The 24,166-nt window shown below is 56.5% G+C and carries 21 protein-coding genes; 8 read left to right on the forward strand and 13 right to left on the reverse strand.

Going from position 1 to position 24,166, the window contains the following annotated elements:
• Positions 1-158 precede the first annotated feature (158 nt).
• From rsuA to M2422_RS21620, 3 genes are all read left to right on the forward strand, one after another.
• Positions 159-866, forward strand: coding sequence for a 16S rRNA pseudouridine(516) synthase RsuA (gene rsuA / locus M2422_RS21610; RefSeq protein ID WP_058841527.1), 708 nt, complete (start codon positions 159-161; stop codon positions 864-866).
• Between the two features lie 15 nt (positions 867-881).
• A complete protein-coding gene (locus M2422_RS21615) occupies positions 882-2,078 on the forward strand; it encodes a Bcr/CflA family multidrug efflux MFS transporter (protein ID WP_008500953.1) in 1,197 nt (398 codons plus the stop codon).
• Between the two features lie 279 nt (positions 2,079-2,357).
• Positions 2,358-2,702, forward strand: a complete 345-nt coding sequence (locus M2422_RS21620) for a YejG family protein (RefSeq protein ID WP_028013883.1) — start codon at positions 2,358-2,360, stop codon at positions 2,700-2,702.
• Between the two features lie 3 nt (positions 2,703-2,705).
• Here M2422_RS21620 and yejF read toward each other — a convergent pair whose 3' ends face one another.
• From yejF to M2422_RS21665, 9 genes are all read right to left on the reverse strand, one after another.
• A complete protein-coding gene (gene yejF, locus M2422_RS21625) occupies positions 2,706-4,295 on the reverse strand; it encodes a microcin C ABC transporter ATP-binding protein YejF (RefSeq protein WP_064672865.1) in 1,590 nt (529 codons plus the stop codon).
• 1 nt (position 4,296) lies between these two features.
• Positions 4,297-5,322 carry an ABC transporter permease gene (locus M2422_RS21630; protein ID WP_064672864.1) on the reverse strand — a complete coding sequence of 342 codons (1,026 nt, stop codon included), beginning with the start codon at positions 5,320-5,322 and terminating at the stop codon, positions 4,297-4,299.
• Positions 5,322-6,416: a microcin C ABC transporter permease YejB gene (locus M2422_RS21635; RefSeq protein ID WP_024908182.1), complete on the reverse strand. Its 1,095-nt coding sequence runs from the start codon at positions 6,414-6,416 to the stop codon at positions 5,322-5,324. The genes M2422_RS21630 and M2422_RS21635 overlap by 1 nt, the downstream gene beginning before the upstream one ends.
• 9 nt (positions 6,417-6,425) lie before the next feature.
• Positions 6,426-8,231, reverse strand: a complete 1,806-nt coding sequence (locus M2422_RS21640; protein ID WP_064672863.1) for an extracellular solute-binding protein — start codon at positions 8,229-8,231, stop codon at positions 6,426-6,428.
• A gap of 74 nt (positions 8,232-8,305) precedes the next feature.
• A complete protein-coding gene (locus M2422_RS21645; protein ID WP_064672862.1) occupies positions 8,306-9,862 on the reverse strand; it encodes a cyclic di-GMP phosphodiesterase in 1,557 nt (518 codons plus the stop codon).
• Between the two features lie 127 nt (positions 9,863-9,989).
• Positions 9,990-10,559: a bifunctional murein DD-endopeptidase/murein LD-carboxypeptidase gene (mepS, locus tag M2422_RS21650; RefSeq protein ID WP_008500946.1), complete on the reverse strand. Its 570-nt coding sequence runs from the start codon at positions 10,557-10,559 to the stop codon at positions 9,990-9,992.
• 415 nt (positions 10,560-10,974) lie between these two features.
• Positions 10,975-11,688 (reverse strand): phosphatase PAP2 family protein, encoded by a 714-nt coding sequence (locus M2422_RS21655; protein WP_029740964.1) that lies wholly within the window; start codon positions 11,686-11,688, stop codon positions 10,975-10,977.
• A gap of 33 nt (positions 11,689-11,721) precedes the next feature.
• The gene (locus tag M2422_RS21660) at positions 11,722-12,708 is read right to left on the reverse strand and encodes a GTP-binding protein (protein ID WP_248202545.1); all 987 of its coding nucleotides are present in this window, start codon (positions 12,706-12,708) and stop codon (positions 11,722-11,724) included.
• A 124-nt stretch (positions 12,709-12,832) separates the two neighbouring features.
• Positions 12,833-14,299, reverse strand: coding sequence for a mannitol dehydrogenase family protein (locus tag M2422_RS21665; protein ID WP_064672860.1), 1,467 nt, complete (start codon positions 14,297-14,299; stop codon positions 12,833-12,835).
• A gap of 205 nt (positions 14,300-14,504) precedes the next feature.
• On the opposite strand from M2422_RS21665, the gene uxuA reads away from it, so the two are divergent.
• Entirely contained in the window at positions 14,505-15,695 is a 1,191-nt protein-coding gene (gene uxuA / locus M2422_RS21670) for a mannonate dehydratase (RefSeq protein ID WP_064672859.1), read from the forward strand.
• Between the two features lie 117 nt (positions 15,696-15,812).
• Here uxuA and yeiP read toward each other — a convergent pair whose 3' ends face one another.
• Positions 15,813-16,385 carry an elongation factor P-like protein YeiP gene (gene yeiP / locus M2422_RS21675; protein ID WP_008500940.1) on the reverse strand — a complete coding sequence of 191 codons (573 nt, stop codon included), beginning with the start codon at positions 16,383-16,385 and terminating at the stop codon, positions 15,813-15,815.
• Positions 16,386-16,549: 164 nt separating this feature from the next.
• Here yeiP and M2422_RS21680 point away from each other — a divergent pair, with 164 nt between their 5' ends.
• Positions 16,550-16,804, forward strand: coding sequence for a YkgJ family cysteine cluster protein (locus M2422_RS21680; RefSeq protein ID WP_248202588.1), 255 nt, complete (start codon positions 16,550-16,552; stop codon positions 16,802-16,804).
• Here the strand turns inward: M2422_RS21680 and setB are convergent.
• A complete protein-coding gene (gene setB, locus M2422_RS21685) occupies positions 16,801-17,982 on the reverse strand; it encodes a sugar efflux transporter SetB (protein WP_064672846.1) in 1,182 nt (393 codons plus the stop codon). The two genes, M2422_RS21680 and setB, sit on opposite strands and share 4 nt — an antisense overlap.
• A 361-nt stretch (positions 17,983-18,343) precedes the next feature.
• Between setB and fruB the strand changes: the two genes are divergently transcribed.
• From fruB to fruA, 3 genes are read left to right on the forward strand one after another with little or no spacing between them, the layout of a single operon-like run.
• Entirely contained in the window at positions 18,344-19,474 is a 1,131-nt protein-coding gene (fruB, locus tag M2422_RS21690) for a fused PTS fructose transporter subunit IIA/HPr protein (RefSeq protein WP_064672845.1), read from the forward strand.
• Positions 19,474-20,412 carry a 1-phosphofructokinase gene (gene fruK / locus M2422_RS21695; protein WP_014170919.1) on the forward strand — a complete coding sequence of 313 codons (939 nt, stop codon included), beginning with the start codon at positions 19,474-19,476 and terminating at the stop codon, positions 20,410-20,412. The genes fruB and fruK overlap by 1 nt, the downstream gene beginning before the upstream one ends.
• Positions 20,413-20,428: 16 nt before the next feature.
• A complete protein-coding gene (gene fruA / locus M2422_RS21700; protein ID WP_064672844.1) occupies positions 20,429-22,114 on the forward strand; it encodes a PTS fructose transporter subunit IIBC in 1,686 nt (561 codons plus the stop codon).
• A 47-nt stretch (positions 22,115-22,161) separates the two neighbouring features.
• Here fruA and nfo read toward each other — a convergent pair whose 3' ends face one another.
• Both nfo and M2422_RS21710 read right to left on the reverse strand, forming a co-directional pair.
• A complete protein-coding gene (gene nfo, locus M2422_RS21705) occupies positions 22,162-23,019 on the reverse strand; it encodes a deoxyribonuclease IV (protein ID WP_045354228.1) in 858 nt (285 codons plus the stop codon).
• Positions 23,020-23,083: 64 nt separating this feature from the next.
• Positions 23,084-24,130, reverse strand: a complete 1,047-nt coding sequence (locus M2422_RS21710) for a YeiH family protein (RefSeq protein WP_248202546.1) — start codon at positions 24,128-24,130, stop codon at positions 23,084-23,086.
• Positions 24,131-24,166: the final 36 nt, after the last annotated feature.

A 24,166-nucleotide genomic window follows, 5' to 3' on the forward strand; every position in this document is an offset into this window, starting at 1 on the left:
CCTTCATGCAACTCGAATTATTTAGGGTATAGATAGTATGCCACGAAACTTTTTCCCTTGAGTGGCGCAACCAGACCATTATACTGAACCGTTCCAGACTGCTTCTTTTTTCGGACCTGTTGTCCGACTTCCAGCACCATTAAGGCTAAAAAGATTTCATGCGACTTGATAAGTTTATCGCTCAGCAACTCGGCGTAAGCCGCGCTATTGCCGGGCGCGAAATTCGCGCCAGCCGCGTTACCGTGGATGGCGACATTGTGAGAGACAGCGCGTTCAAACTGCAACCTGACCATCAGGTGGAGTATGACGGCAATCCGCTGACCCAGCAGCACGGTCCGCGCTACTTCATGCTGAATAAGCCGGAAGGCTACGTCTGCTCAACGGAAGATCCCGATCACCCGACGGTGCTCTATTTCCTCGACGAACCGGTGGCGCACAAGCTGCACGCCGCAGGCCGCCTCGACATCGACACCACGGGTCTGGTGCTGATGACCGACGACGGGCAGTGGTCGCATCGCATTACTTCCCCGCGTCACCACTGCGAGAAAACCTATCTGGTCACGCTGGAGTCGCCGGTGTCGGATGACACGGCAGAGCAATTCACGAAAGGCGTTCAGCTGCATAATGAAAAAGATCTGACCAAACCCGCCGTGCTTGAGGTGATCACGCCGACGGAGGTCCGTCTGACCATCAGCGAAGGGCGCTACCATCAGGTGAAACGTATGTTTGCCGCGGTGGGGAACCACGTTGTTGGCCTGCATCGTGAGCGGATTGGTGCGATCGAACTCGATCCCGACCTGGCGCCAGGCGAATATCGCCCGTTAACGGAAGAAGAGATCGCCAGCGTCGGTCTGCCTTCGCACTAATTTCAGGAGAGCTCTGTGACCACCAGGCCACACTCGTCGTTCAAAATCGTCTTCATTCTTGGCCTGCTGGCCATGCTGATGCCGCTGTCTATTGATATGTACCTGCCCGCGCTGCCGGTCATTTCCGCGCAGTTTGGCGTTCCGGCGGGCAGCGCGCAGATGACGCTCAGCACCTATATTCTCGGCTTTGCCCTCGGCCAGCTGTTTTATGGCCCGATGGCGGACAGTCTTGGACGCAAGCCCGTTATTCTGGGAGGGACGCTGGTCTTTGCAGCCGCAGCGGTGGCCTGTGCGCTGGCGCAGACCATCGATCATTTGATTATCATGCGCTTCTTCCACGGTCTGGCGGCGGCTGCGGCAAGCGTGGTGATTAACGCCCTGATGCGCGATATCTACCCGAAGGAAGAGTTCTCCCGCATGATGTCGTTCGTGATGCTGGTGACGACGATTGCGCCGCTGGTGGCCCCGATGGCCGGTGGCGCGGTGCTGGTGTGGTTTAGCTGGCATGTGATTTTCTGGATCCTGGCCCTGGCCGCGCTGCTGGCCTCGGCGATGATCTTCTTCTTTATTGATGAAACGCTTCCCGTGGAGCGCCGCCAGAAATTCCACATCCGAACCACAATAGGCAACTTTGCCTCGCTGTTTCGCCACAAGCGCGTGCTCAGCTATATGCTGGCAAGCGGGTTCAGCTTCGCCGGGATGTTCTCCTTCCTGAGCGCCGGGCCGTTTGTCTACATTGAGCTGAACCACGTTTCGCCGCAGCACTTCGGCTACTATTTCGCGCTTAACATCGTCTTCCTGTTCATCATGACCATCATCAACAGCCGTTTTGTCCGGCGGGTGGGGGCGCTGAACATGTTCCGCGCCGGGCTGTGGATCCAGTTTGTGATGGCTATCTGGCTGGTGGTGAGCGCGTTTCTGGGCGTGGGCTTCTGGGCGCTGGTGGTCGGCGTGGCGGCCTTTGTCGGCTGCGTGTCGATGGTGTCATCTAATGCGATGGCGGTTATCCTGGATGAGTTTCCGCATATGGCGGGCACCGCCTCTTCCCTGGCGGGGACGTTCCGCTTCGGTATTGGCGCTATCGTCGGGGCGTTGCTTTCGATGGCCACCTTTACGACGGCATGGCCCATGCTGTGGGCGATGGCTTTTTGCGCAACCAGCTCGATACTTTTCTATCTTTACGCCAGTCGACCGCGAAAAGCGGCCCACTAAAATACAGAGAAGGCCCGGCAGGGCCTTTTTTGTTGATGCATATCAACCAAACCCCCGTTCGTTTATTCCGTGTTTGTTTATTTTATGTAAAATCTATTTGTGTAAAAAGTCACATCATTGTATTCAAAAAGGTTGAGTTAGATCGCAGAAACGGGTACATATAGCGCCGACGCGAGCCTGGATATCGATAAAAAAGCGCTGAATAGTGCAGGCTGGCGATGATGTGTTACTATAAATGTAAATAAATTGTGAAGTAAATTTTGCTTCCGGGGAACGAACGTGAATACATTACAACTCTCCATTGTCCATCGCTTGCCCCAGAGCTATCGCTGGTCGGCGGGTTTTGCAGGTTCGAAAGTTGAACCGATTCCGCAAAGCGTCGCGGGCTGTGAAAACTGCCTGGTGGCACTCAAGCTGCTGAGCCCGAGCGACGAAAATGCATGGCGGGTGATGGAGCGTCTCAGTCAGGCCCTGACGGATATCGAAGTGGACAGCTCCGTGCTGGAGTGTGAAGGTGAGCCGTGCCTGTTCGTGAAGAGCCAGGACGAGTTTGCCGCCACCTGCCGTCTGAAGAATTTTGGCGTTGCCATCGCGGAGCCTTTCTCCGGCCAGTACCCGTTCTGACCGCTAGTCTGCCGACAACAGCTGGCGCGTGTAGCGCTGCGTTGGCGCGCTAAATACGCGCTGGCACTCTCCCTGCTCGACCACTTCTCCCTGTCGCAACACAATCACCTGATGGCATAGCGCCCGCACCACCTGAAGATCGTGGCTGATAAAGATATAGGCCAGCCGGTGCTTTTCCTGAAGCCCTTTCAGCAGCGCCAGGATCTGCGCCTGAACGGTTCTGTCCAGCGACGACGTCGGTTCATCCAGAATAATCAGCTCCGGCTTCAGGATCAGCGCGCGGGCAATGGCGATACGCTGGCGCTGGCCGCCGGAGAATTCAGCCGGATAGCGGTGGCGCGTCCCGGCATCTAAGCCCACTTCGGCCATCACCCGCATAACTTCCTCCTCGCGCTGCTGAGCGCTCAGGCCGGGCTGATGCACGCGCAGACCCTCCTCGATAATCTGTAACACGCTGAGCCGGGGGTTAAGCGAGGAGTTGGGATCCTGAAACACCACCTGCATGCGGGGCCGCACGGGCAGCATCTGACGGCGGTTCCAGCGGTGCAGCGGCATATCGTCAAAGAGGATCTCGCCCTGGGAGGCAATTAAGCGCAGCAGCGCCAGACCGGTGGTACTTTTGCCGGAACCGGATTCGCCCACCAGCCCCAGAGATTCTCCCGGGCGCAGCGAGAAGCGGATGTTTTTCAGCACCGGATTCTGGTCGACGATGCGCCGCAGAATACCTTTGCGGATCGGGAACGAGACGGACAAATCCTCAACGCGCAGCAGCGGTGTGCTGTCAGCCGCGAGCGGAACCGGGTCGCCGGAGGGTTCGCTGTCGAGCAAACGCTGCGTATAGGGGTGCTGCGGCGCGCTCAGCAGCGTGGACGCGCTATTCTGTTCAACGCATCGTCCGTTTTGCATCACCGCGACGCTGTCGGCCAGCTTTCTCACAATGCTCAGGTTGTGCGTGATAAAAAGCAGGCTCATGTTCAGCTCGTCACGCAGTTCCCGCAGCAGCGTCAGTATTTGCGCCTGTACCGTCACGTCCAGCGCCGTTGTGGGCTCGTCGGCAATCAACAGCTCGGGTCGCGTGAGCAGGGCCATAGCGATCATCACGCGCTGGCGTTCGCCGCCGGAGAGCTGATGCGGAAAATCATTCAGCCGTTTGGCCGCGTTGCGTATGCCCGTTCGTTCCAGACAGTCCAGAATTTCTCCCCGCGCGGCCTCTTTGCGCATCCCCCGGTGCAGGGAGAGCACTTCATAGAGCTGTTTCTCCAGGCTGTGCAGCGGGTTGAGGGAAACCATCGGCTCCTGGAAGATCATGGCGATTTTGTTGCCGCGTATGCCGCGCAGGGTATGTTCGTCGGCATGCAGCAGCGAGCTGCCGTGAAACAGAATATCCCCTTGCGGGTAGCTCACCGGTGGGGACGGCAACAGGCGCAGGATGGAGAGTGCCGAAACGCTCTTGCCTGAACCCGACTCGCCCACCAGGGCCAGCGTTTCCCCGGTCTGGATCTGCAGCGACAGGTCGGTGACCACGGTGCGCGTCTCGTCCTGCTTAGAAAAAGCAATCGACAGGTTATCAATACTGAGAAGAGGCTGGGTCATTTTATACCGCCTTGTTCGGATCGAAGGCATCGCGCACGGCTTCGCCAATAAAAATCAGCAGCGACAGCAGCACGGCCACGGAAAGAAAGGCGGCGATGCCTAACCACGGCGCCTGCAGGTTGTTCTTACCCTGCAGCAGCAGTTCGCCGAGCGACGGGGAACCCAGCGGTAGCCCGAAACCAAGAAAATCCAGCGAGGTGAGGGTGGTGATGGAGCTGCACAGAATAAACGGCAGGAAGGTGAGCGTTGCCACGACCGCGTTGGGCAGCATGTGGCGGAAGATGATCCCCCGATCGCTCACGCCAAGCGCCTGCGCGGCGCGAATATAGTCGAAATTGCGGGTGCGCAGGAACTCCGCGCGCACCACGCCCACCAGCGCCATCCAGCCGAACAGGACGGTGATGCCTAACAGCCACCAGAAGCCGGGCTGCACCACGCTGGAAAGCAGGATGATCAGAAACAGCGTTGGCATGCCTGACCAGACTTCAATAACCCGCTGGCCCCACAGGTCAATTTTCCCGCCGTAGTAGCCCTGAACGGCGCCCGCCACGACGCCCATCACGCTTGAGAAGAGCGTCAGCATCAGCCCAAAGAGAAGAGAAATTCGCGTGCCATACAGGATGCGCGCCAGCACGTCGCCGCCGTTGGCATCCGTTCCCAGCCAGTTTTGAGCGGAGGGCGGGGAAGGGAAGGGGGTTGTGGTGGCGAAGTTAATGCTGTTTGCACCAAAGCGTACCGGCGCCCAGAGCGCCCAGCCGTGCTGCTCAATCTGCTGGCGAAGCCACGGATCCTGATACTCCGCCGGTGTCGCAAACGGGCCGCCAAAGTCGCTTTCGCTGTAACTGGCGATAACCGGCACGTACCAGCGGTCGTTAAAATGCACCAGCAACGGCTTGTCGTTGGCGATCAGCTCCGAACACATGCTTAAGGCAAACAGCACGGCAAAAATCCACAGCGACCAGAAGCCGCGGCGGTTGTGGCGAAAACGGGCCCAGCGGGCCTGGTTGACGGGGCTTAAACGCGGCATCAGCGGCCCTCAAAATCAATTCGGGGATCGACCAGCGTATAGCTGATATCACTGATGATATTCAGCAGCAGGCCAATCAGGGTGAAAATATAGAGTGTGCCAAACATCACCGGATAATCGCGCGAAACGGTAGCCTCATAGCCCAGCAGCCCCAGGCCGTTGAGCGAGAACATCACCTCTATCAGCAGCGAGCCGGTAAAAAACATGCCGATGAACGTGGCCGGAAATCCGGCGATCACCAGCAGCATGGCGTTGCGGAACACGTGTTTCCACATGATCTGCTTCTCGCTTACGCCCTTGGCGCGGGCAGTCACGACGTACTGCTTACGAATTTCATCGAGAAAGGCGTTTTTGGTCAACATGGTCAGGGCCGCAAACCCGCCGATGACCGTGGCCAGCACCGGCAGCGTGATATGCCAGAGATAGTCGGTGATTTTCTGATACCACGGCAGGGAGCTGAAATCGGCGGAGACCAGCCCCCGCAGCGGGAAGAGGTCGAAATAGCTTCCCCCGGCAAAAAAGACAATCAGCAGGACGGCAAACAGAAACGCCGGGATGGCGTAGCCGATAATGATGAACGTGCTGCTCCAGATATCAAACCGGCTGCCGTTATACACCGCTTTGCGGATCCCGAGCGGTATAGAGACCAGATAGATAATCAGCGTTCCCCACAGCCCCAGCGTTATCGAAACCGGCAGGCTTTGCTTGATCAACGTTAACACTGACGCACTGCGAAACAGGCTGTCGCCAAAATCAAAGCGGATGTAATCCCAGAGCATCTTGAAATAGCGCTCGTGAATCGGTTTGTCAAAGCCGTAGCGGTGGGTGATCTCGGCGATCACTTCCGGATCCAGCCCGCGTCCGCCGCGATAATGGCTTTCGCTGATATTCCCTACGCCGGTTCGCGCATGGCTCGCGCCCATCCCTTCACCGCCGCCGCCGGGCATGCCGCCGCTGTTGCCAAATTCAATGGCGGCAATCGCCTGATCGACCGGGCCGCCGGGGGCGATTTGCACGATAAAAAAGTTAATCGTGATGATGGCCCACAGGGTGGGGATGACCAGCAGGAGACGACGGAGAAGATAGGCACCCATGATGATTCCTTATCGCCGCTCAGCGGGAAGTCTGGCGGCTTTGTTAACGTCATACCACCAGGTATCAAAGCCCAGGGAGTAGACAGGGCGCACGGCAGGCACGGAGAACTTGTCCCAGCGCGCAAGGCGATCTTCGCCCATATACCACATCGGCAGCATGTAGTAGTTCCAGGTCAGGACCCTGTCGAGGGCGCGCCCGAGCGGCAGGAGCTTTTCTTTATCCCCCTGCGCCGCCACTATTTTCGCAATCAGCGCGTCAATCGCCGGGCTTTTTACACCTGGCGCATTGTATGAGGAGTCAATGTAGCTGGAGGCCCAGGAGATTTGCAGGTCGGAGCTGGGCCACGGCTGCGCGGGCCACAGGCGCTGCATCATGTCGTAATCACGGCTGCGCATGCGGCTGGTGATCTGCGCGTTATCGACCTGGCGAATGTTCATGGTCACGCCCAGCCGCTCAAGGTTGTGCTTAAACGGCAGTACCCACTGATCGTTGCCCCCGGACGAGAGCAGCAGCTCAAAGCTGAGAGGCTTACCCGTTTTGGCATCCACACGCTTTTGATTTTTCAGGTGCCAGCCCGCGTCATCCAGCAGTTTGCTGGCTTTCAGCAGGTTGTCGCGGTCGTAACCGTCACCCTTCGACGCGGGCGGCTGAAACACGGTGGTGAACACCTGCGGCGGCAGCTCCGCTTTCAGAGGCGCCAGCAGTGCCAGCTCGTCGGCTTTCGGGTAATCGCGCGCGGCGTATTCCGTGTTCTGAAAATAGCTGTTGGCACGGCTGTAAGCCCCGTAAAACAGCGCCTTGTTCATCCACTCAAAATCAAAGGCCAGGGAAATGGCTTCGCGCACCCGGCGGTCATTAAATACCGGACGCTGAATATTAAACGCCAGCCAGCGGGTGTCCTGGGCAGACTCATTTTTGTGCTCGTCTTTGACGATATAGCCTTTGGCGAAATTTTTGCCGATATAGCGGGTCGCCCAGTTTTTGGCGCTGCTCTCGACGCGTAAATCGAAAGCGCCGGCTTTGAACGCTTCAAACGCCACGTTATCGTCGAGGTAGTAATCATAGCGAAGGGTGTCGAAATTCCAGCGCCCGCGGTTTACCGGCAGGTCTGCCGCCCAGTAGTCTTTCACGCGAGAGTAAACGACATATTGCCCCATGCGCCAGTCGGTGATGCGGTATGGGCCGCCTGCCAGCGGCGGCGTGGAAAGCGGGTCGCTTAGCTTATGGTTTTTCCAGAACGATTCAGGCATCACCGGCAGCGAGAACAGGCTGAGCATATTCTCTTTGTTCGGTTCGCTCAGCTCGATGCGCACGGTGAGCGGCGCAATGGCTCTGACGGAAGCCCCTTTATACACGATGCGGAACTGGGGGACGCCTTCGGTCATGAATTTATGGAAGGTGAACGCGACGTCGCTGGCCTTCACCGGCGTGCCGTCGTGAAAACGCGCTCGCGGATTCAGCGAAATTTCCGCCCAGGCGAAGTTATCGGCGTAACGCACGTTCTCGGCAATCAGCGGATAATAGCTGCCGGGCTCATCATCCGACGTGACGAAGAGCGTATCGTAAAGCGATTCCGTTCGCGCGGCCGCCACGCCGCGCAGGGCGAAGCGGTTGAAGTTGTCGAATGTTCCCGTGGCGGAAAGCGTGACCTTTCCGCCCTTCGGCGCGGCAGGGTTAACGTAATCGAAGTGCGTAAAATTGACCGCATATTTCGGCTCGCCAATCACCGCGAAGGCAATATTTTCTTTGATGGCCTGCGCCTGGCTGGACAGGCTCGTTAGTGCCAACATCAGCAACATGAAGCGCATAAGCATCTCGCGGCGGCTCCCTCTTTTACAGACCGGCTCGGTTAAGCTGAATAATAAGTGACGTCACGGGCAATGTGAAATTAATCATCCTCGGGCGAAATATCAGGCCGCCATTCGCGGAACTGCGCCAGCGGCATCGGGCGGCTAATCCAGTATCCCTGCAGGAAATTAACGCCGTGTTCGCGCAGCCAGGCGGCCTGTTCCGGCGTTTCCACCCCTTCGGCGACGGTCGACATATTCAGTCGTCTTGCCAGCGTCAGGACGGCGTCCAGCACCGGCGACGTCACGGTCTCGGTGCCAATCGCATTAACAAAACCGCGGTCTATCTTGAGGTAGTCCATGGTGAAATGCTCAAGATAAATCAGCGCGCTGTGGCCGGTGCCAAAATCATCAATGGCTATCTCAAACCCTTCGTTGTGTAGCCATTCGAAGAGGCTGTTGGCTTCCCGATGATTGAGCATGTCGCGCTCGGTAATTTCCAGCACGATCTGGAAGTAATCCTGCGGCAGTAGCGCTTTGAAGGTGCGCATATCGTCTTTGAAGCTTTCCGCATGCAGATGCCCCGGCGCAATGTTGATGCCCACCTTTGCTCCCGGAGGTAACAGCGTTTGTAACACGGGCGCATCGTGAATGATAAGGTCAAAGAGATGCAGCGTCAGCGGGACAATCAGCTTCTGCGCTTCGGCAAAATTGATAAACGCGTCCGGCGGAATTTCCCCCATCGTCGGGTGTTTCCAGCGCATCAGCACTTCAAGCCCGGTCATCTGGAGCGATTTAGCATCGACGACGGGCTGATAAACCACGTAAAACTGACCGCGCTTAATGGCGCTTAAAATCTCTTTACCCGGGTTGAGGCGAATGCTGAGGATATAGTAGTTGAGCGATCCGGCACAAATGCCGCACACCAGCCCGAAGAACAGGGCGTAGAGAATTTCATCGCTGGTCCATGCGTCAGCATACAGGTTGATGGTCAGGGGAACGTCTTTCAGCGTCGCGGTTCGGGCGGGCGTTTCATGTAGATCATGCGCAAGGACCAGCGTGCTGGAGCGCGTTGACAGCGCATGGTCGCCAATAATGATGGCAATACCGGCAAATTCGTCCTGGCGCGCGGTGTAGAGCAGGTAAGGCGTCAGATTGAGATTCACCGAGGTAAACACGCCGCCGTCCTTCACTAGCGGGTTACGGTACCAGATGGCAATCGCGGGCTTGTTGGGCAACATCGGGGTGCCGGGAAGTAACGCCATATCAATCTGTTTGTCGATGTGCAGCTCGGGGATCAGCTCCTCCATGGGCACATTCATCGGCCCGGTGGCAGAAGAGCAGAACGCCATTTTGTCTCTGACCAGCAGGAATGCGCGAACGTTAACGCTAAAGGCAGCGCGCGAGGTAAGTTCCTGATTGACGTCGTGGCAGTTGTTTAACGTGAGCGGCTGGAGCACATCGATAGAATTTTTTAACTCATCGAAGTAGCTCTCCATATAGATGCTCACATCGTGGATCAGGGTGTCGAATTTGACTTCCCGCTTGTGGTAGCTCCAGAAAAATTGCAACGAACCCAGGAGCAGGGCGGCGATCAGGCCTGTGATGATGCTGAGGATCAGTATTTTGCGATTGCTGGAGAAATAGCGGGTGAACATAGACGTCGTGATTCCTGAAATGCCGCTGGATGTATTCAGTGTAACGGGCAAAAAAAAACACTGCCGAAGCAGTGCTTTTTTTCATCATATCGCCAGCCAAGGGATAACCAACGATACAATAGTCATATTAACTGCGGGTCAGTACGCGGCGTGCTTCGTTGTAGCGCTTCTTCCAGTACGGTTCATTCATGCTGGAAATGGTCACACCGCTGCTGGTGGAGGCATGTACAAACTGGTCATTACCAATGTAGATGCCAACATGTCGACCTGTAGAACCGGCACGGAACAGGACTAAATCACCGGTGCGCAGTTTGGTACGTGAAATCGACTTGCCCATCTCCTGCTGTTCATAGGTTGAACGCGGAAGATCTAACCCAAATTGCTCACGGAACGTACGCTGTACAAAACCGGAACAATCAATACCTGTTTTTGTGCTGCCGCCAAGGCGATAGCGCACGCCTTTCCAGTCAGCATACTGGTCCATAATGCGGGACTTCACGTCCAGATTACGTACCATATTTTCAAATTCATCCTGAGAGGCTTGCAGTGACGAGGAATCTTCCATTCCCACAACACGCGTCTCAGGATGCATATTCTTTGCGGTGTTCGATGTACTACATGCAGACAACAGTACCGCGACTGCTATCGCCGGGATCCCCCGTAAGATATATCTCAGAAACGGTTGAGATTTGACCATTTTGTTTATTATCCCTTGAAGTCCTTAACGACAAATATCGTTATAAAAATGCCAAACGTGACGAGACTAATTATCTGTTCACATTGAGACAATTCTTTCTGGTCACATTTGTGGCACAGCGCACAAAATTATTCGCCAGTGAAATAATTATCTCTATGGGGCAAAACGAGTTCGAGATTAACCGATTGCCTGGGGTATTGCGAGAAAAAAAAGCCTTTTTTTTATAAGAAAATGTGATACAGAAAGTAAAAACATAGAATTGCTCAAAATAGCGACGGATCCGCTGCGCCAGTATGCAATTGCTTCATTTTTATCATGAATATGATGACGAGAATATGACAGTGGGGAAAGATCGCGGCGAGAACGCTATCAGGGATCATGTCGATCCCTGATAGCTCACGTTAATTTAGGTTAGTTATTTGTTTAATTGTTGTTGCGCTCTTCCGGGAAGATAGCGATCGAACAGCGCTATTATCCTGTCACTCAGTGGGGTCATCAAACACCACGGCAGCGCAATCAGCGCCACGGAGAGCGAACCGACGGCAATATCGGTAAACCAGTGAGCGCCAATCATTACGCGCGGGAAGGCAAAAACCACAAAAATAATCAGGGCTATGGCAAAAGCTTTTCTGCCGAAATAGCGAAGCATAATTGCGGAAAAAATAAGCAGCATCATGCCGTGATCGCCGGGGAAACTGTCCTTCGACGCATCTTTTGTTGGAATATGCAGCAGTTCGCTGACGCGATAAATATCAGTGAAGAATAGCGTTGGGCTTGAACGCTTAACCGGAATAATCGCAGTTGCCAGCTGGTTAATGACAACGGCAAACAGCAGCATCACCAGACCGATAATGAGAATACGCCGACGCCCGGCTTTATCCTCTTTCAGCCAGAAAGAGAGCATCAGGCAGCCCATGGCCAGCAGCGAGAAGCCGTCGAAGGCGCGGTTGTTGGTAATTGCCACCAGCCACAGGAACGCGTTGCTCTTCACCAGCTCCTGGTTGAAGAAGTGAAAAATGGCAGAATCCAGCGGGAACCAGAAACCATGATCCGCCGGGATATACCAGGAGAAGAAAAGCGCCAGACCGGCGACATTAAGCAGTAATATCAGGGGAAATCGAGTTGTCATAACGTTCTGCATAGAGTGAAAACTGGGGCAACGTTAGCCGCCCGAACTTAAACGAATCCTCAACAGGCTGGACTGGAGGGCATTCCAGTCGGCGTTAACCGCACTAATTAACTCTATTCGGCTGTCAGGCGGCGCCACATTCTGCGTTTCAATAAAGAAATCGTCACCCTGACGGTTGATCCGCACCAGCCCGTCTGGCGTGCGCATGATCCCTTTCACGCGATCGGCGGGAGCAAGTCGGGCCCACTCCAGGATCCCGATGGTGTCAAAAACGGTTTCAGCATCAAATATCCATCCGCAGGCCTGATATCCCTGGCCGCTGTTCAGGTTACGACGCCAGCGCTGATGTTCCGGCAGGCTGAGAGCGGCTAAACCCTGCTTAACCGGATGACTGTGCGAATGATCCGCGCTGGCAGGCAGCTCGGCGAGGTTCAGACGAGGAAGGTCAAGCAGGGCGCTATCAATATTCCCCTGGGTGGCCTGCACCCGCGTGCGGTTGCCGCCGAAATGTTGCCACCACGCGTCCAGCGCGGCCTGGCTTTCAGCCGTGGCGCGATCTGCTTTATTCGCGACAATAACGTCAGCCGAGGCGAGCTGATCGCGGAAATTCTCATTGGCCACCGCCTTGTCATCCAGAAGCTGACGCGGATCGAGCAGGCACAGGGTGGCGCGCAGGTCGATCCACGGCTCGTAAACCGGGGCAGTCAGTAAATCGAGGATCTGCTTCGGATGGCCCAGCCCGGTGGGCTCAATCAGCAGGCGGTCGGGTTTGCCCTGACGCAGCAGCGTATTGAGCCCGACCTGCATCGGGAGGCCATTGACGCAGCACATGCACCCGCCGGGGATCTCTTTAATCATCGCGCCGCTGGATGACAGTAACGCGCCGTCAATGCCTACCTCGCCAAATTCATTGACCAGCACGGCCCATTTCTCGGCAGGATCTTTATTCGCTAGCAGGTGGAGAATTGAGGTGGTTTTACCGCTGCCGAGAAAACCGGTGATGAGGTTGGTTTTGGTCACGTGCGCTCCAGATGAGGATTGTGATGCTATAACACTAATCTCTCTATCCTGGCGAAAAACGTGACCGGTGAGAAGGGGGAGGGCGAACGGAGGCTTCATCCGTTCGCGTTAAGCGCAATAATCGTTAAATATTTAACGTCTCAATAACAGCCTGACGCGCGCCGTGGCGGGTGATGCGCTGGTATGCCTGGCTGACAGCCTCCACAAACGCGCTGTTTTGCGCGAGATCGTGACCAAAGACCTCGCTCAGCCCCAGCAGGGCGTTAACGCGGTCGGCGTCGCTGCTGGCATTGACCATCGTGCGAATTTTATCGCTGAGGGGATCGCGAACATCAATCGCGTTGCCACGGTCGTCGGTACCGCTGACGTAGCGTATCCAGCCGGCCACGCCCAGAGCCAGCAGCGACCACGGTGTTTTTCGCTCGAGATGAACGCGGATACCGTCGAGCATTCTTTGCGGAAGCTTCTGGCTGCCGTCCATCGCGATTTGCCAGGTCCGATGCTGAAGTGCCGGGTTGGCAAAGCGCTTGAGCAGGCTATCGGCGTAGGCGGTGAGGTCGACATCCTTAATGCGTAATGTGGGCGCCTGCTCGTCCAGCATCAGCCGACGGGCAGCTTCGCGGAACGCAGCGTCCTCCATGCATTCATTAATATGGGCGTAGCCCGCGAGGTACCCCAGATACGCCAGGAAAGAGTGGCTGCCGTTGAGCATGCGCAATTTCATCTGCTCCCACGGCAGAACATCCTGCACCATCTGAACGCCCGCGACTTCCCACTCCGGACGGCCGGCGACAAAATTATCTTCCACCACCCACTGAATAAACGGTTCACAGCTAATGGCGCACGGATCTTCAACGCCGAGCGCGTCGGTAATTTCCGCCAGCGAGACTTCCGTCGCGGCGGGAACAATTCTGTCGACCATTGTCCCCGGGAAGCTCACGTGGCTGTCAATCCATTCTGACAGCGCCGCGGAACGCTTTTGCGCCATGCCCAGTACCGCGTTTTTCACCACATGCCCGTTATCAGGGATATTGTCGCAGGAGAGCACGGTAAACGCAGGCAAGCCGCGCTCGCGGCGGCGGTGAAGCGCTTCGACCAGGATCCCGGGTGCGGAATGCGGCTCTGAGGGGTTTTCAAGGTCATGGATTATCCGGGCGTTGTGCAGATCGAGTTTCCCGGTAGCGGGATCTATGCAATAGCCTTTCTCCGTGATGGTGAGCGACACAATTGCGACCTGAGGCTCGCAAAATTTCTCAATAATGGCGGGCAGAGAGTCCAGCTTTGCGTTAAGGCATTCATGGACGGCACCGACGATAATCGCCTCATTGCCTTCCGCCCCTTTCTCCAGCACGGTGAACAGGTGATCCTGCGCGCGCAGCTGGCTCATCAGCACGTCGCCGCTGAAAAGGCTAATCTCACAAATACCCCAGTCGCCGCCTTTTTCATTAAGCACCCGGTTTGTTAACAATGCCTGGTGCGCACGGTGAAACGCGCCAAAGCCAAAATGGACGATGCGGGAGCGCAGTTGCTGACGATCGTAGCGCGGCTGCTGAACCTGGGCAGGAAGGGCGGTGGAGGCAATTGTCTTCATGAGATACACACCTGATTAACCATTAATTAACAATGCCAGTGTAAAGTTATATGACAGCAAATAAAATTGGTGAGCCGTAAATATCCCCGTTCTGTGAGTTTGATCAATCAATGTGTGGCGGTATGTTGACCCTTAGCGGTAAACATGTATGGTAGTCGTCATTGCAGTAACGCATATTGGTATAACAACTTAAGAGGGTGAGGCAATGGAACAAACCTGGCGTTGGTACGGGCCGAACGATCCGGTTTCTCTTGATGATGTGCGCCAGGCAGGCGCAACGGGTGTCGTCACGGCGCTGCATCATATTCCAAACGGTCAGGTATGGCCGGTAGAGGAAATTCAACAGCGTCAGGCGCTGCTGGCGGAGAAGGGGTTAACCTGGTCTGTAGTAGAGAGCATCCCGGTTCACGAAGACATCAAAACCCATTCCGGGGACTACCAGACCTGGATTGCTAACTATCAGCAGAGCATTCGCAACCTGGCGGCCTGCGGCATTGATACGGTTTGCTATAACTTCATGCCTATCCTCGACTGGACGCGTACCGACCTTGAATATCAGATGCCGGACGGCTCGAAAGCCCTGCGTTTCGACCAAATCGCCTTTGCGGCGTTTGAGCTGCACATTCTGAAACGCCCCGGCGCCGAAGCGGATTACACCGCGGAAGAGCAGCAGCAGGCGCTTGCGTGGTTTAACGCCGCCAGTGATGCAGACATCGAAAAGCTGACCCGTAATATTATTGCGGGCCTGCCGGGGGCGGAAGAGGGGTATACCCTGGATCAGTTCCGCGCGCGCCTGGCGGAATACGGCGATATTGATAAGCAGCAGCTGCGTGAAAACATGGCGTATTTCCTGCGCGCTATCGTGCCGGTTGCTGAAGAAGCTGGTGTGCGTCTGGCGGTGCACCCGGACGATCCACCGCGTCCTATCCTCGGCCTGCCGCGCATTGTTTCCACTATTGAAGATATGCAGTGGCTGAAAGAGACGGTAAACAGCATCTATAACGGCTTCACCATGTGTACCGGCTCCTACGGCGTGCGTGCGGATAACGACCTGGTGCGGATGATTGAAACCTTTGGCGATCGCATTCACTTTACGCACTTGCGTGCGACCTGCCGAGAAGAGAACCCAAAAACCTTCCACGAGGCGGCGCACCTGGGCGGCGATGTGAACATGGTAGCGGTGGTAGACGCCATTCTGGCGGAAGAGGCGCGTCGCAAGCAGGCGGGCGATGTGCGTCCTATTCCGTTCCGTCCGGATCACGGCCACCAGATGCTGGACGATCTGCGTAAGAAAACCAACCCGGGCTATTCGGCGATTGGCCGTCTTAAAGGGATGGCGGAAGTGCGCGGCGTTGAGCTGGCGCTGAAGATAACGAAGTATCCGGAGCTTCTGTAAGCGCTGTTGCCCGGTGGCGCTACGCTTACCGGGCCTACAAAAAAACCGGCCTGAGAGCCGGTTTTTGTGTTTTTGTCGGTCGGGTAAGGCGAAGCCGCCACCCGACAAACGCCGCAATCAGTCAGCGCGACCCATATAGCGTTTTTCTTCGATATGGATGCGGATCTTCTCGCCAGCGGAGAGGTATTCCGGCACCTGCACAACCAGGCCGGTGGTCAGGGTAGCCGGTTTGTTGCGCGCACTTGCGGATGCGCCTTTGATGCCGGGTGCGGTTTCCACGATTTCCAGATCGACGGTCTGAGGCAGCTCCAGCGCCAGCAGCACGCCGTCCCAGGTCAGAACCTGCATGTCAGGCATGCCGCCTTCAGGAATGAACAGCAGCTCTTCTTCAATCTGATCTTTGGTAAAGATGTACGGGGTGTAATCTTCTTTGTCCATGAACACGTATTCGTTGCCGTCGATGTAGGAGAAATCAACGTAGCGACGGGTCAGGGTCACGGTATCGACGATATCGTCACCTTTAAAGCGCTCTTCCACCTTCAGGCCGGTACGCACATCGGCGAAACGCATTTTATACAGCGTTGCTGCACCACGGGCGCTGGGTGCCTGAATGTCGATATCTTTCACAATCAGCAGTTTGCCGTTGTAATTCAGCACCATACCTTTCTTAATTTCGTTCGCTCTTGGCATTGCAGTAATCCTGTTTACGGGAGGTAAAAAATATCGCGCCAAATTACTCGCGCGCGGCCTTTCAGGCAAGAGGAATTCGTGGCTTTTGCTATCAATACGCAAAAGGTGTTACTGTGCGCGCGATGCCCGACTGCGCGGGCGATCGTCAGCGAAAGAGAGCATTTATGGATTGCCGTCCCGATTGTGGCGCGTGCTGTACTGCACCGTCCATTTCAACCCCCATTCCAGGAATGCCGGAGGGCAAGCCTGCCAATACCCGCTGCGTTCAGCTCTCGGAAACGAACCTGTGCATGATCTTTGGCTCACCGCTGCGCCCGAAAGTCTGCTCCGGGCTTCAGCCCACGGCCGAAATGTGTGGCAGCACGCGAGGGCAGGCGATGACGTACCTTCTTGAGCTGGAAGCGCTCACCGCGCCCTAAACGTCTTTAATCCTCGCCAGACAGCCGATCGTCAGGGTACACATCACCAGCGCAATCCAGAACACCGTGTGATAGTTCCAGATTTCTGCAACGACACCGGCCATTGAGCCCGCGATAATCCAGCCCACGCGGGTGGTATTAGTATAAAGGGTGGTGGCAGAGCCTGCCTGGCCCGGCATCAGATCCTGGAAATAGAGCATGCCTATCCCGGCGAGAATGCCAATATAGATGGCGTTCAGCAGCTGTAAAGCCAGCAACAGCCCCGGCGTATGTACCGTCAGCATACCGATATAAAACAGCAGACCGGCAACGGCGGCGATGCGCATTAAAAAACGCTTTCCGAAGCGCTTTGCGTAATAGCCCGCAATGAGCATTGTCGGGATCTCAAGCCCGGCCGCTGTGCCCATCATGATGCCCGCCAGCTTCTCCGACAGGTGCAGTTCATCAATAATAAACAGCGGCATATTGATGATATACAGGCTGTTGGTGCCCCACATCAGCGTGCAGATAGCAAACAGGAGCAGGGCATCGCGGCGGTTGCGGCGCGGCGCTTCCAGCACGCCCGTTGCCACTTTGGTCTCTTTGCGCATGGACGGCAGGAAGAACCACACCAGCGCGCCGCACACCGCAAACGCGACGGCCGCGCTCAGGTACATCACCGTAAAGCCAAAACCCATCGCCAGCGCGTAGGCCAGCGGCGGGCCAATCACCCATGCCAGCGACACCTGAGCACGCAGGACAGAGCTGAACATCACCGCTTCACGTCCGGTATGGTCGGCGTGTTCGCGGGCAAGGGCGAACAGCTGAGGGTTCGCCGTTGAGCCAAAGCTGCTCAGGAATACCCCGACGAAGAGCAGAATGAAATAGTTGCGGTTCCATGCAAACAGAACGCAGGCCATGACCCCGAGCAGACAGCAGAAAACGATCAGGCTTTTGCGATCGCCTTTTCTGTCAGATCGTCCCGCCAGAAACTGGCTGACCAGGATGCCGATGATGGCGCTTCCGGTAAAAAAGAAGCCGACCATTGCCGGACGGACGTGAACCTCATTTGTCAGAAATAGGCTCAATGTTGGCGTCTGTAACGCACCGGCAATGCCCGTGAAGAAGGCAACAACCAGGAATGCCGCTGAGGTCAAATCAAAGGGCTTCGGCGAGACGGCCGCAGGGGTGTTATGCATGTTTTATAATTAGCGAGTAGCAGAGAGGGGCGGAGTTTACGCCGTCAGCTAAAAAATAAACAGTGGGTGCGGTCAATGATGCCACGAAAAATCAAAATGGCATTTCAACTTACGACCCACCCGGCTGACCTTAGCTGAAACTGTCTTGCTGAACTTCAGCAAAATTCAGCTGAACGAAGAAGAAATGTGCTGTATCTCTAAATTCTGATATCGGAAATACGAGTTTACTTGCAAGACATTGCAGAAAGCGCAAGACTTTTTGAAACGTTTCAGCGCTATCTTGTTTTAACAAACGGAGCAGGCTAGCGCATTTTTTCTCATTAAAGCTGAAACGATTCAAGTTCAGCAGGAGTGGAGAACCATGTTCCAGTTATCTGTTCAGGATATCCACCCGGGCGCTCAGGCCGGGGATAAAGAAGAGGCTATTCGCCAGGTTGCCGCTGCGCTTGTGCAGGCGGGTAACGTCGCGGACGGCTATGTAAACGGCATGCTGGCCCGCGAGCAGCAGACCTCAACCTTCCTCGGCAATGGCATTGCCATTCCGCACGGCACAACCGACACCCGCGATCAGGTGCTGAAAACCGGCGTTCAGGTTTATCAGTTCCCGCAGGGCGTGCTCTGGGGCGACGGTCAGGTGGCGTATGTGGCTATCGGTATCGCGGCCAGCAGCGACGAACACTTAGGTCTGCTGCGTCAGCTGACGCATGTCCTGAGCGATGACGATGTGGCTGAACAGCTGAAGTCCGCGACCACAGCTGAAGAGCTGCGCGCCTTGCTGATGGGTGAAAAACAGAGCGAAGCGCTGAAGCTGGATAACGAAACGCTGACGCTGGACGTGGTTGCCTCCGATCTGGTAACGCTGCAGGCGCTGAACGCGGGTCGTCTGAAAGAAGCCGGCGCGGCGGATGCCACGTTTGTGACGCGCGTGATTACCGATAAGCCGTTGAATCTGGGGCAGGGTATCTGGCTGAATGACAGTGCTGAAGGCAACCTGCGCAGCGCTATCGCCGTGAGCCGCGCGGCTAATGCGTTTGACGTAGAAGGCGAGCGCGCGGCCATGCTGGTGACCGTGGCAATGAACGATGAGCAGCCGGTTTCCGTGCTCAAGCGTCTTGGCGATCTGCTGCTGAACAACCAAGCTGAAAAACTGCTGAACGCTGATGCCTCTACCGTGCTGGCACTGCTGACCAGCGATGATGTGCAGACCGAAGACGTGCAGACCGCGGAGTTCGTGGTACGCAACGAGCACGGCCTGCATGCCCGTCCGGGCACCATGCTGGTGAATACCATTAAACAATTCGAGAGTGAGATCACCGTGGCGAATCTTGATGGCACGGGCAAACCGGCTAACGGCCGTAGTCTGATGAAAGTTGTCGCGCTGGGCGTGAAGAAAGGCCACCGTCTGCGTTTCACCGCGCAGGGTGCTGATGCTGAACAGGCGCTGAAAGCGATTGGCGACGCCATCGCGGCAGGTCTTGGGGAGGGCGCATAATGAGCAGACGTGTTGCGACTATTACGCTGAACCCGGCTTATGACCTGGTAGGATTTTGCCCGGAAATTGAGCGCGGCGAAGTCAACCTCGTGCGTACCACCGGCCTGCATGCAGCGGGTAAAGGGATTAACGTCGCGAAAGTGCTCAAGGATCTCGGTATCGATGTCACCGTGGGGGGATTCCTCGGTAAAGATAACCAGGATGGTTTCCAGCAGCTGTTCAGCGAGCTGGGCATTGCCAACCGTTTTCAGGTTGTTCAGGGCCGCACCCGAATCAACGTCAAGCTGACGGAGAAAGACGGTGAAGTGACCGATCTGAACTTCTCTGGCTTCGAAGTGACGCCGTCTGACTGGGAGCGTTTTGTTAACGACTCTCTGACCTGGCTTGGTCAGTTTGACATGGTCTGCGTCAGCGGCAGCCTGCCGTCCGGCGTGAGCCCGGAAGCGTTTACCGACTGGATGACGCGTCTGCGCAGCCAGTGCCCGTGCATTATTTTTGACAGCAGCCGCGACGCGCTGGTTGCCGGTCTGAAAGCCTCGCCGTGGCTGGTGAAGCCGAATCGCCGCGAGCTGGAGATCTGGGCGGGTCGTAAGCTGCCGGAATTAAAAGATGTGATTGACGCTGCCCATGCGCTGCGCGAGCAGGGTATCGCTCACGTGGTTATCTCGCTTGGTGCAGAAGGAGCGTTGTGGGTTAACGCTTCTGGCGAATGGATCGCCAAACCGCCGTCGGTTGACGTTGTCAGCACCGTTGGCGCAGGGGATTCCATGGTTGGCGGCCTGATTTATGGTCTGCTGATGCGTGAATCCAGTGAACATACTTTACGTCTTGCCACTGCCGTTGCTGCCCTGGCCGTAAGCCAGAGCAATGTCGGTATTACCGATCGTACCCAGTTAGCCGCGATGATGGCGCGCGTTGACTTAAAACCTTTTAACTAACAGCAGGAGAGGAATAATGAAAACGCTGCTGATCATTGACTCCGGTCTCGGACAGGCTCGCGCCTATATGGCGAAGACCTTGCTGGGAGCGGCGGCGAACAAAGCACATCTCGAGATCATTGATAACCCGGGCGATGCCGAACTGGCCATTGTCCTGGGCGACAACATCCCGGCTGACAGTGCGCTGAACGGCAAAAAAGTGTGGCTGGGCGATATTAATCGCGCGGTGGCACATCCGGAACTGTTCCTGAGCGAAGCGAAAGGACACGCGTCTGTCTACAGCGCGCCTGTCGCGACGGCACCGGCTGCGGCTGCGGGTCCGAAACGCGTTGTTGCGGTGACGGCCTGCCCGACGGGCGTGGCTCACACCTTTATGGCAGCTGAGGCCATCGAAACCGAAGCGAAAAAACGCGGCTGGTGGGTTAAAGTTGAAACGCGCGGCTCCGTCGGTGCCGGCAACGCGATCACCCCTGAAGAAGTGGCTGAGGCCGATCTGGTGATCGTGGCGGCGGATATCGAAGTGGACCTGGCGAAATTTGCCGGTAAGCCAATGTACCGCACGTCTACCGGCCTGGCGCTGAAAAAGACCGCGCAGGAGTTTGATAAAGCGCTGGTGGAAGCGAAGCCGTATCAGGCAACCGGCGCGCGTCAAACCGCGACGGAAGGTAAGAAAGAGTCTGCAGGCGCCTATCGCCATCTGTTGACCGGTGTGTCTTACATGCTGCCGATGGTGGTTGCGGGTGGTCTGTGTATCGCCCTCTCGTTCGCATTTGGTATTACCGCGTTTAAAGAGCAAGGCACGCTGGCCGCTGCGTTAATGCAGATTGGCGGTGGATCCGCGTTCGCACTGATGGTTCCCGTTCTGGCCGGCTTTATTGCCTTCTCCATCGCTGACCGTCCTGGCCTGACGCCGGGTCTTATCGGCGGTATGCTGGCCGTGAGCACCGGTTCTGGCTTTATCGGCGGTATCATCGCGGGCTTCCTGGCCGGTTACGTCGCGAAGCTCATCAGCTCGAAGCTCAAGCTGCCGCAGAGTATGGAAGCGCTGAAGCCGATTCTGATCATCCCGCTGATTTCCAGCCTGGTGGTCGGTCTGGCGATGATTTACCTGATTGGTAAGCCGGTTGCGGGCATCCTGGCGGGTCTGACCCACTGGCTGCAAACCATGGGCACCGCGAACGCGGTTCTGCTGGGCGCAATTCTCGGCGGCATGATGTGTACCGATATGGGTGGTCCGGTGAACAAAGCGGCGTATGCCTTTGGTGTTGGCCTGCTGAGTACTCAGACCTACGCACCGATGGCAGCGATCATGGCGGCAGGTATGGTGCCTCCTCTGGCGCTCGGCCTGGCGACGATTATTGCCCGTCGTAAGTTCGATAAAGCGCAGCAGGAAGGCGGCAAAGCGGCGCTGGTTCTGGGCTTGTGCTTCATCACCGAAGGGGCGATTCCGTTCGCGGCCCGTGACCCAATGCGTGTACTGCCGTGCTGTATCGCGGGTGGTGCAGTGACCGGGGCGATCTCCATGGCAATTGGTGCAAAACTGATGGCACCACACGGCGGTCTGTTCGTGCTGCTTATCCCTGGCGCCATCACGCCGGTGCTGGGCTACCTGCTGGCCATCGTTGCCGGTACGCTGGTGGCGGGTCTGTCATACGCGGTGCTGAAACGTCCGGAAGCGGAAGTCGTGGCGAAAGCAGCGTAAGCGATAAACCACAAAAAAGCCGGGTTGCATTATGCACCCGGCTTTTTTTATGCCGCCTGTTCAGCGGTTTGCTGTGCCTTCAGCCAGGCAATCTCTTCTGCCCAGATGTCCGGATTAATGGTTTCCAGCACCATCGGAATACCGTCGAAGCGGGCGTCCTGCATAATGAAGCGGAACGCATCGTGGCCAATGTTGCCTTCGCCCAGGCTGTGGTGGCGGTCAACGCGGCTGCCAAAGGCGCTTTTCGCATCGTTTAAGTGCATTCCGCGCAGGTACTTAAAGCCAACAATGCGCTCGAACTCATCGAACGTGTTTTTCGTTGCCTCGGTGGTACGCAGGTCATAGCCGGCGGCAAACGCGTGGCAGGTATCAATGCACACGCCAACGCGGGATTTATCCTCCACGCCGTCGATGATCGCCGCCAGATGTTCAAACCTAAAGCCGAGGTTGCTGCCCTGACCGGCGGTATTCTCAATCACCGCGGTGACGCCTTTGGTCTTGTCCAGCGTGATGTTGATGGATTCGGCAATGCGCGCCAGGCAGGCATCTTCATCGATTTGCATCAGATGGCTTCCCGGATGGAAGTTCAGCAGCGTCAGCCCCAGCTGTTCGCAGCGCTGAACTTCATCAAGGAACGCCTCGCGGGATTTTTCCAGCGCTTCTTCAACCGGGTGACCGAGGTTGATCAGGTAGCTGTCGTGGGGAAGGATCTGGCCTGGCCCGTAGTGGTACTTCTCACAGGCGGCTTTGAAATCATCAATCACGTCAGCGGTGAGCGGCGCGGCGCGCCACTGGCGCTGGTTTTTGGTGAACAGGGCGAAAGCGGTCGCCTCGATTTCGGCGGCGCGAATGGCGGCATTCGCAAGGCCACCTGCAGCGCTGACGTGCGCTCCAACATATTTCATAAAAAAACTCCTGCTAACCCGAAACGCTTATGATAGCGGGTTAGCAGGAGAAGGACGAAATGGTTTATGCCATCAGGCTATGGACCGCGAGGTTAATCGCTCCGCCCCCGACAATCAGCCAGATGAAGAGCACCAGCGCCATCAGCAGCGGTTTCGCACCGGCTTTTTTCAGCGCGCTGACGTGTGTGGTGACCCCCAGCGCCGCCATGGCCATCGCCAGCAGCACGGTATCCAGCATCACCAGCATATCCACCACCGCTTTCGGCAGCAGGTGGAAGGAGTTGAAAATCGCCACCACGATGAACAGGATCGCAAACCACGGAATGGTGATTTTGCTTTTCTCGCTGCCGCCTGCCGGTGCCAGCTGCTTAACCCGCGCCGCGAGGAAAATCAGGAACGGTGCCAGCATCATCACGCGCAGCATTTTGGCAATCACCGCCGCGTTTTCGGCTTCCGGGTTAATGGCATGTCCTGCCGCCACCACCTGGGCCACTTCGTGCATGGTCGAACCGATATAAATGCCGTAGGTTTCCGGGCTAAACCAGTGGGCAACCAGCGGATACATCGCCGGGTAGAGGAAGATCGCCAGCGTACCGAAGATCACCACCGTCGCCACCGCCACGGTTACCTTGCTGGCTTCGGCTTTAACGACGGGCTCTGTTGCCAGCACCGCCGCGGCCCCGCAGATACTGCTCCCGGCACCGATCAGCCAGCTGGTTTGCTTATCCAGGCCAAAGACTTTCTGGCCGATAAAGCAGGCCAGTAAAAAGGTGCTGGTCAGGGTCAGGACGTCGATAGCGATTCCGCTCACGCCCACGTCCGCAATCTGCGAAAAGGTTAGACGGAAGCCGTAAAGGATGATCCCGAGACGCAGCAGGTGCTGTTTGGCAAAGATCACGCCGCCGTCGCAGGATTTCCAGATATGTGGGTAAACCGTATTTCCCACGACCATGCCCAGCAAAATGGCCAGCGTCAACGCGCTGAAACCTGCGCCCGCGATAGCCGGGATGCTGCCGCCCCATAGCGCTACGGCGGTCACTGCTGCGCTAAGCGCGAGGCCCGGCACGAAGTGCCACACTGTACGATGATGTTGTAAGGTGATTTCTGACATAACCTTCTCCTTTGTCTGGCTAAAGGTTACGGTGCT

It is taken from the genome of Enterobacter sp. SLBN-59, from assembly GCF_024807915.1.
In the GTDB taxonomy this organism is placed as follows: Bacteria; Pseudomonadota; Gammaproteobacteria; order Enterobacterales; family Enterobacteriaceae; genus Enterobacter; species Enterobacter asburiae_B.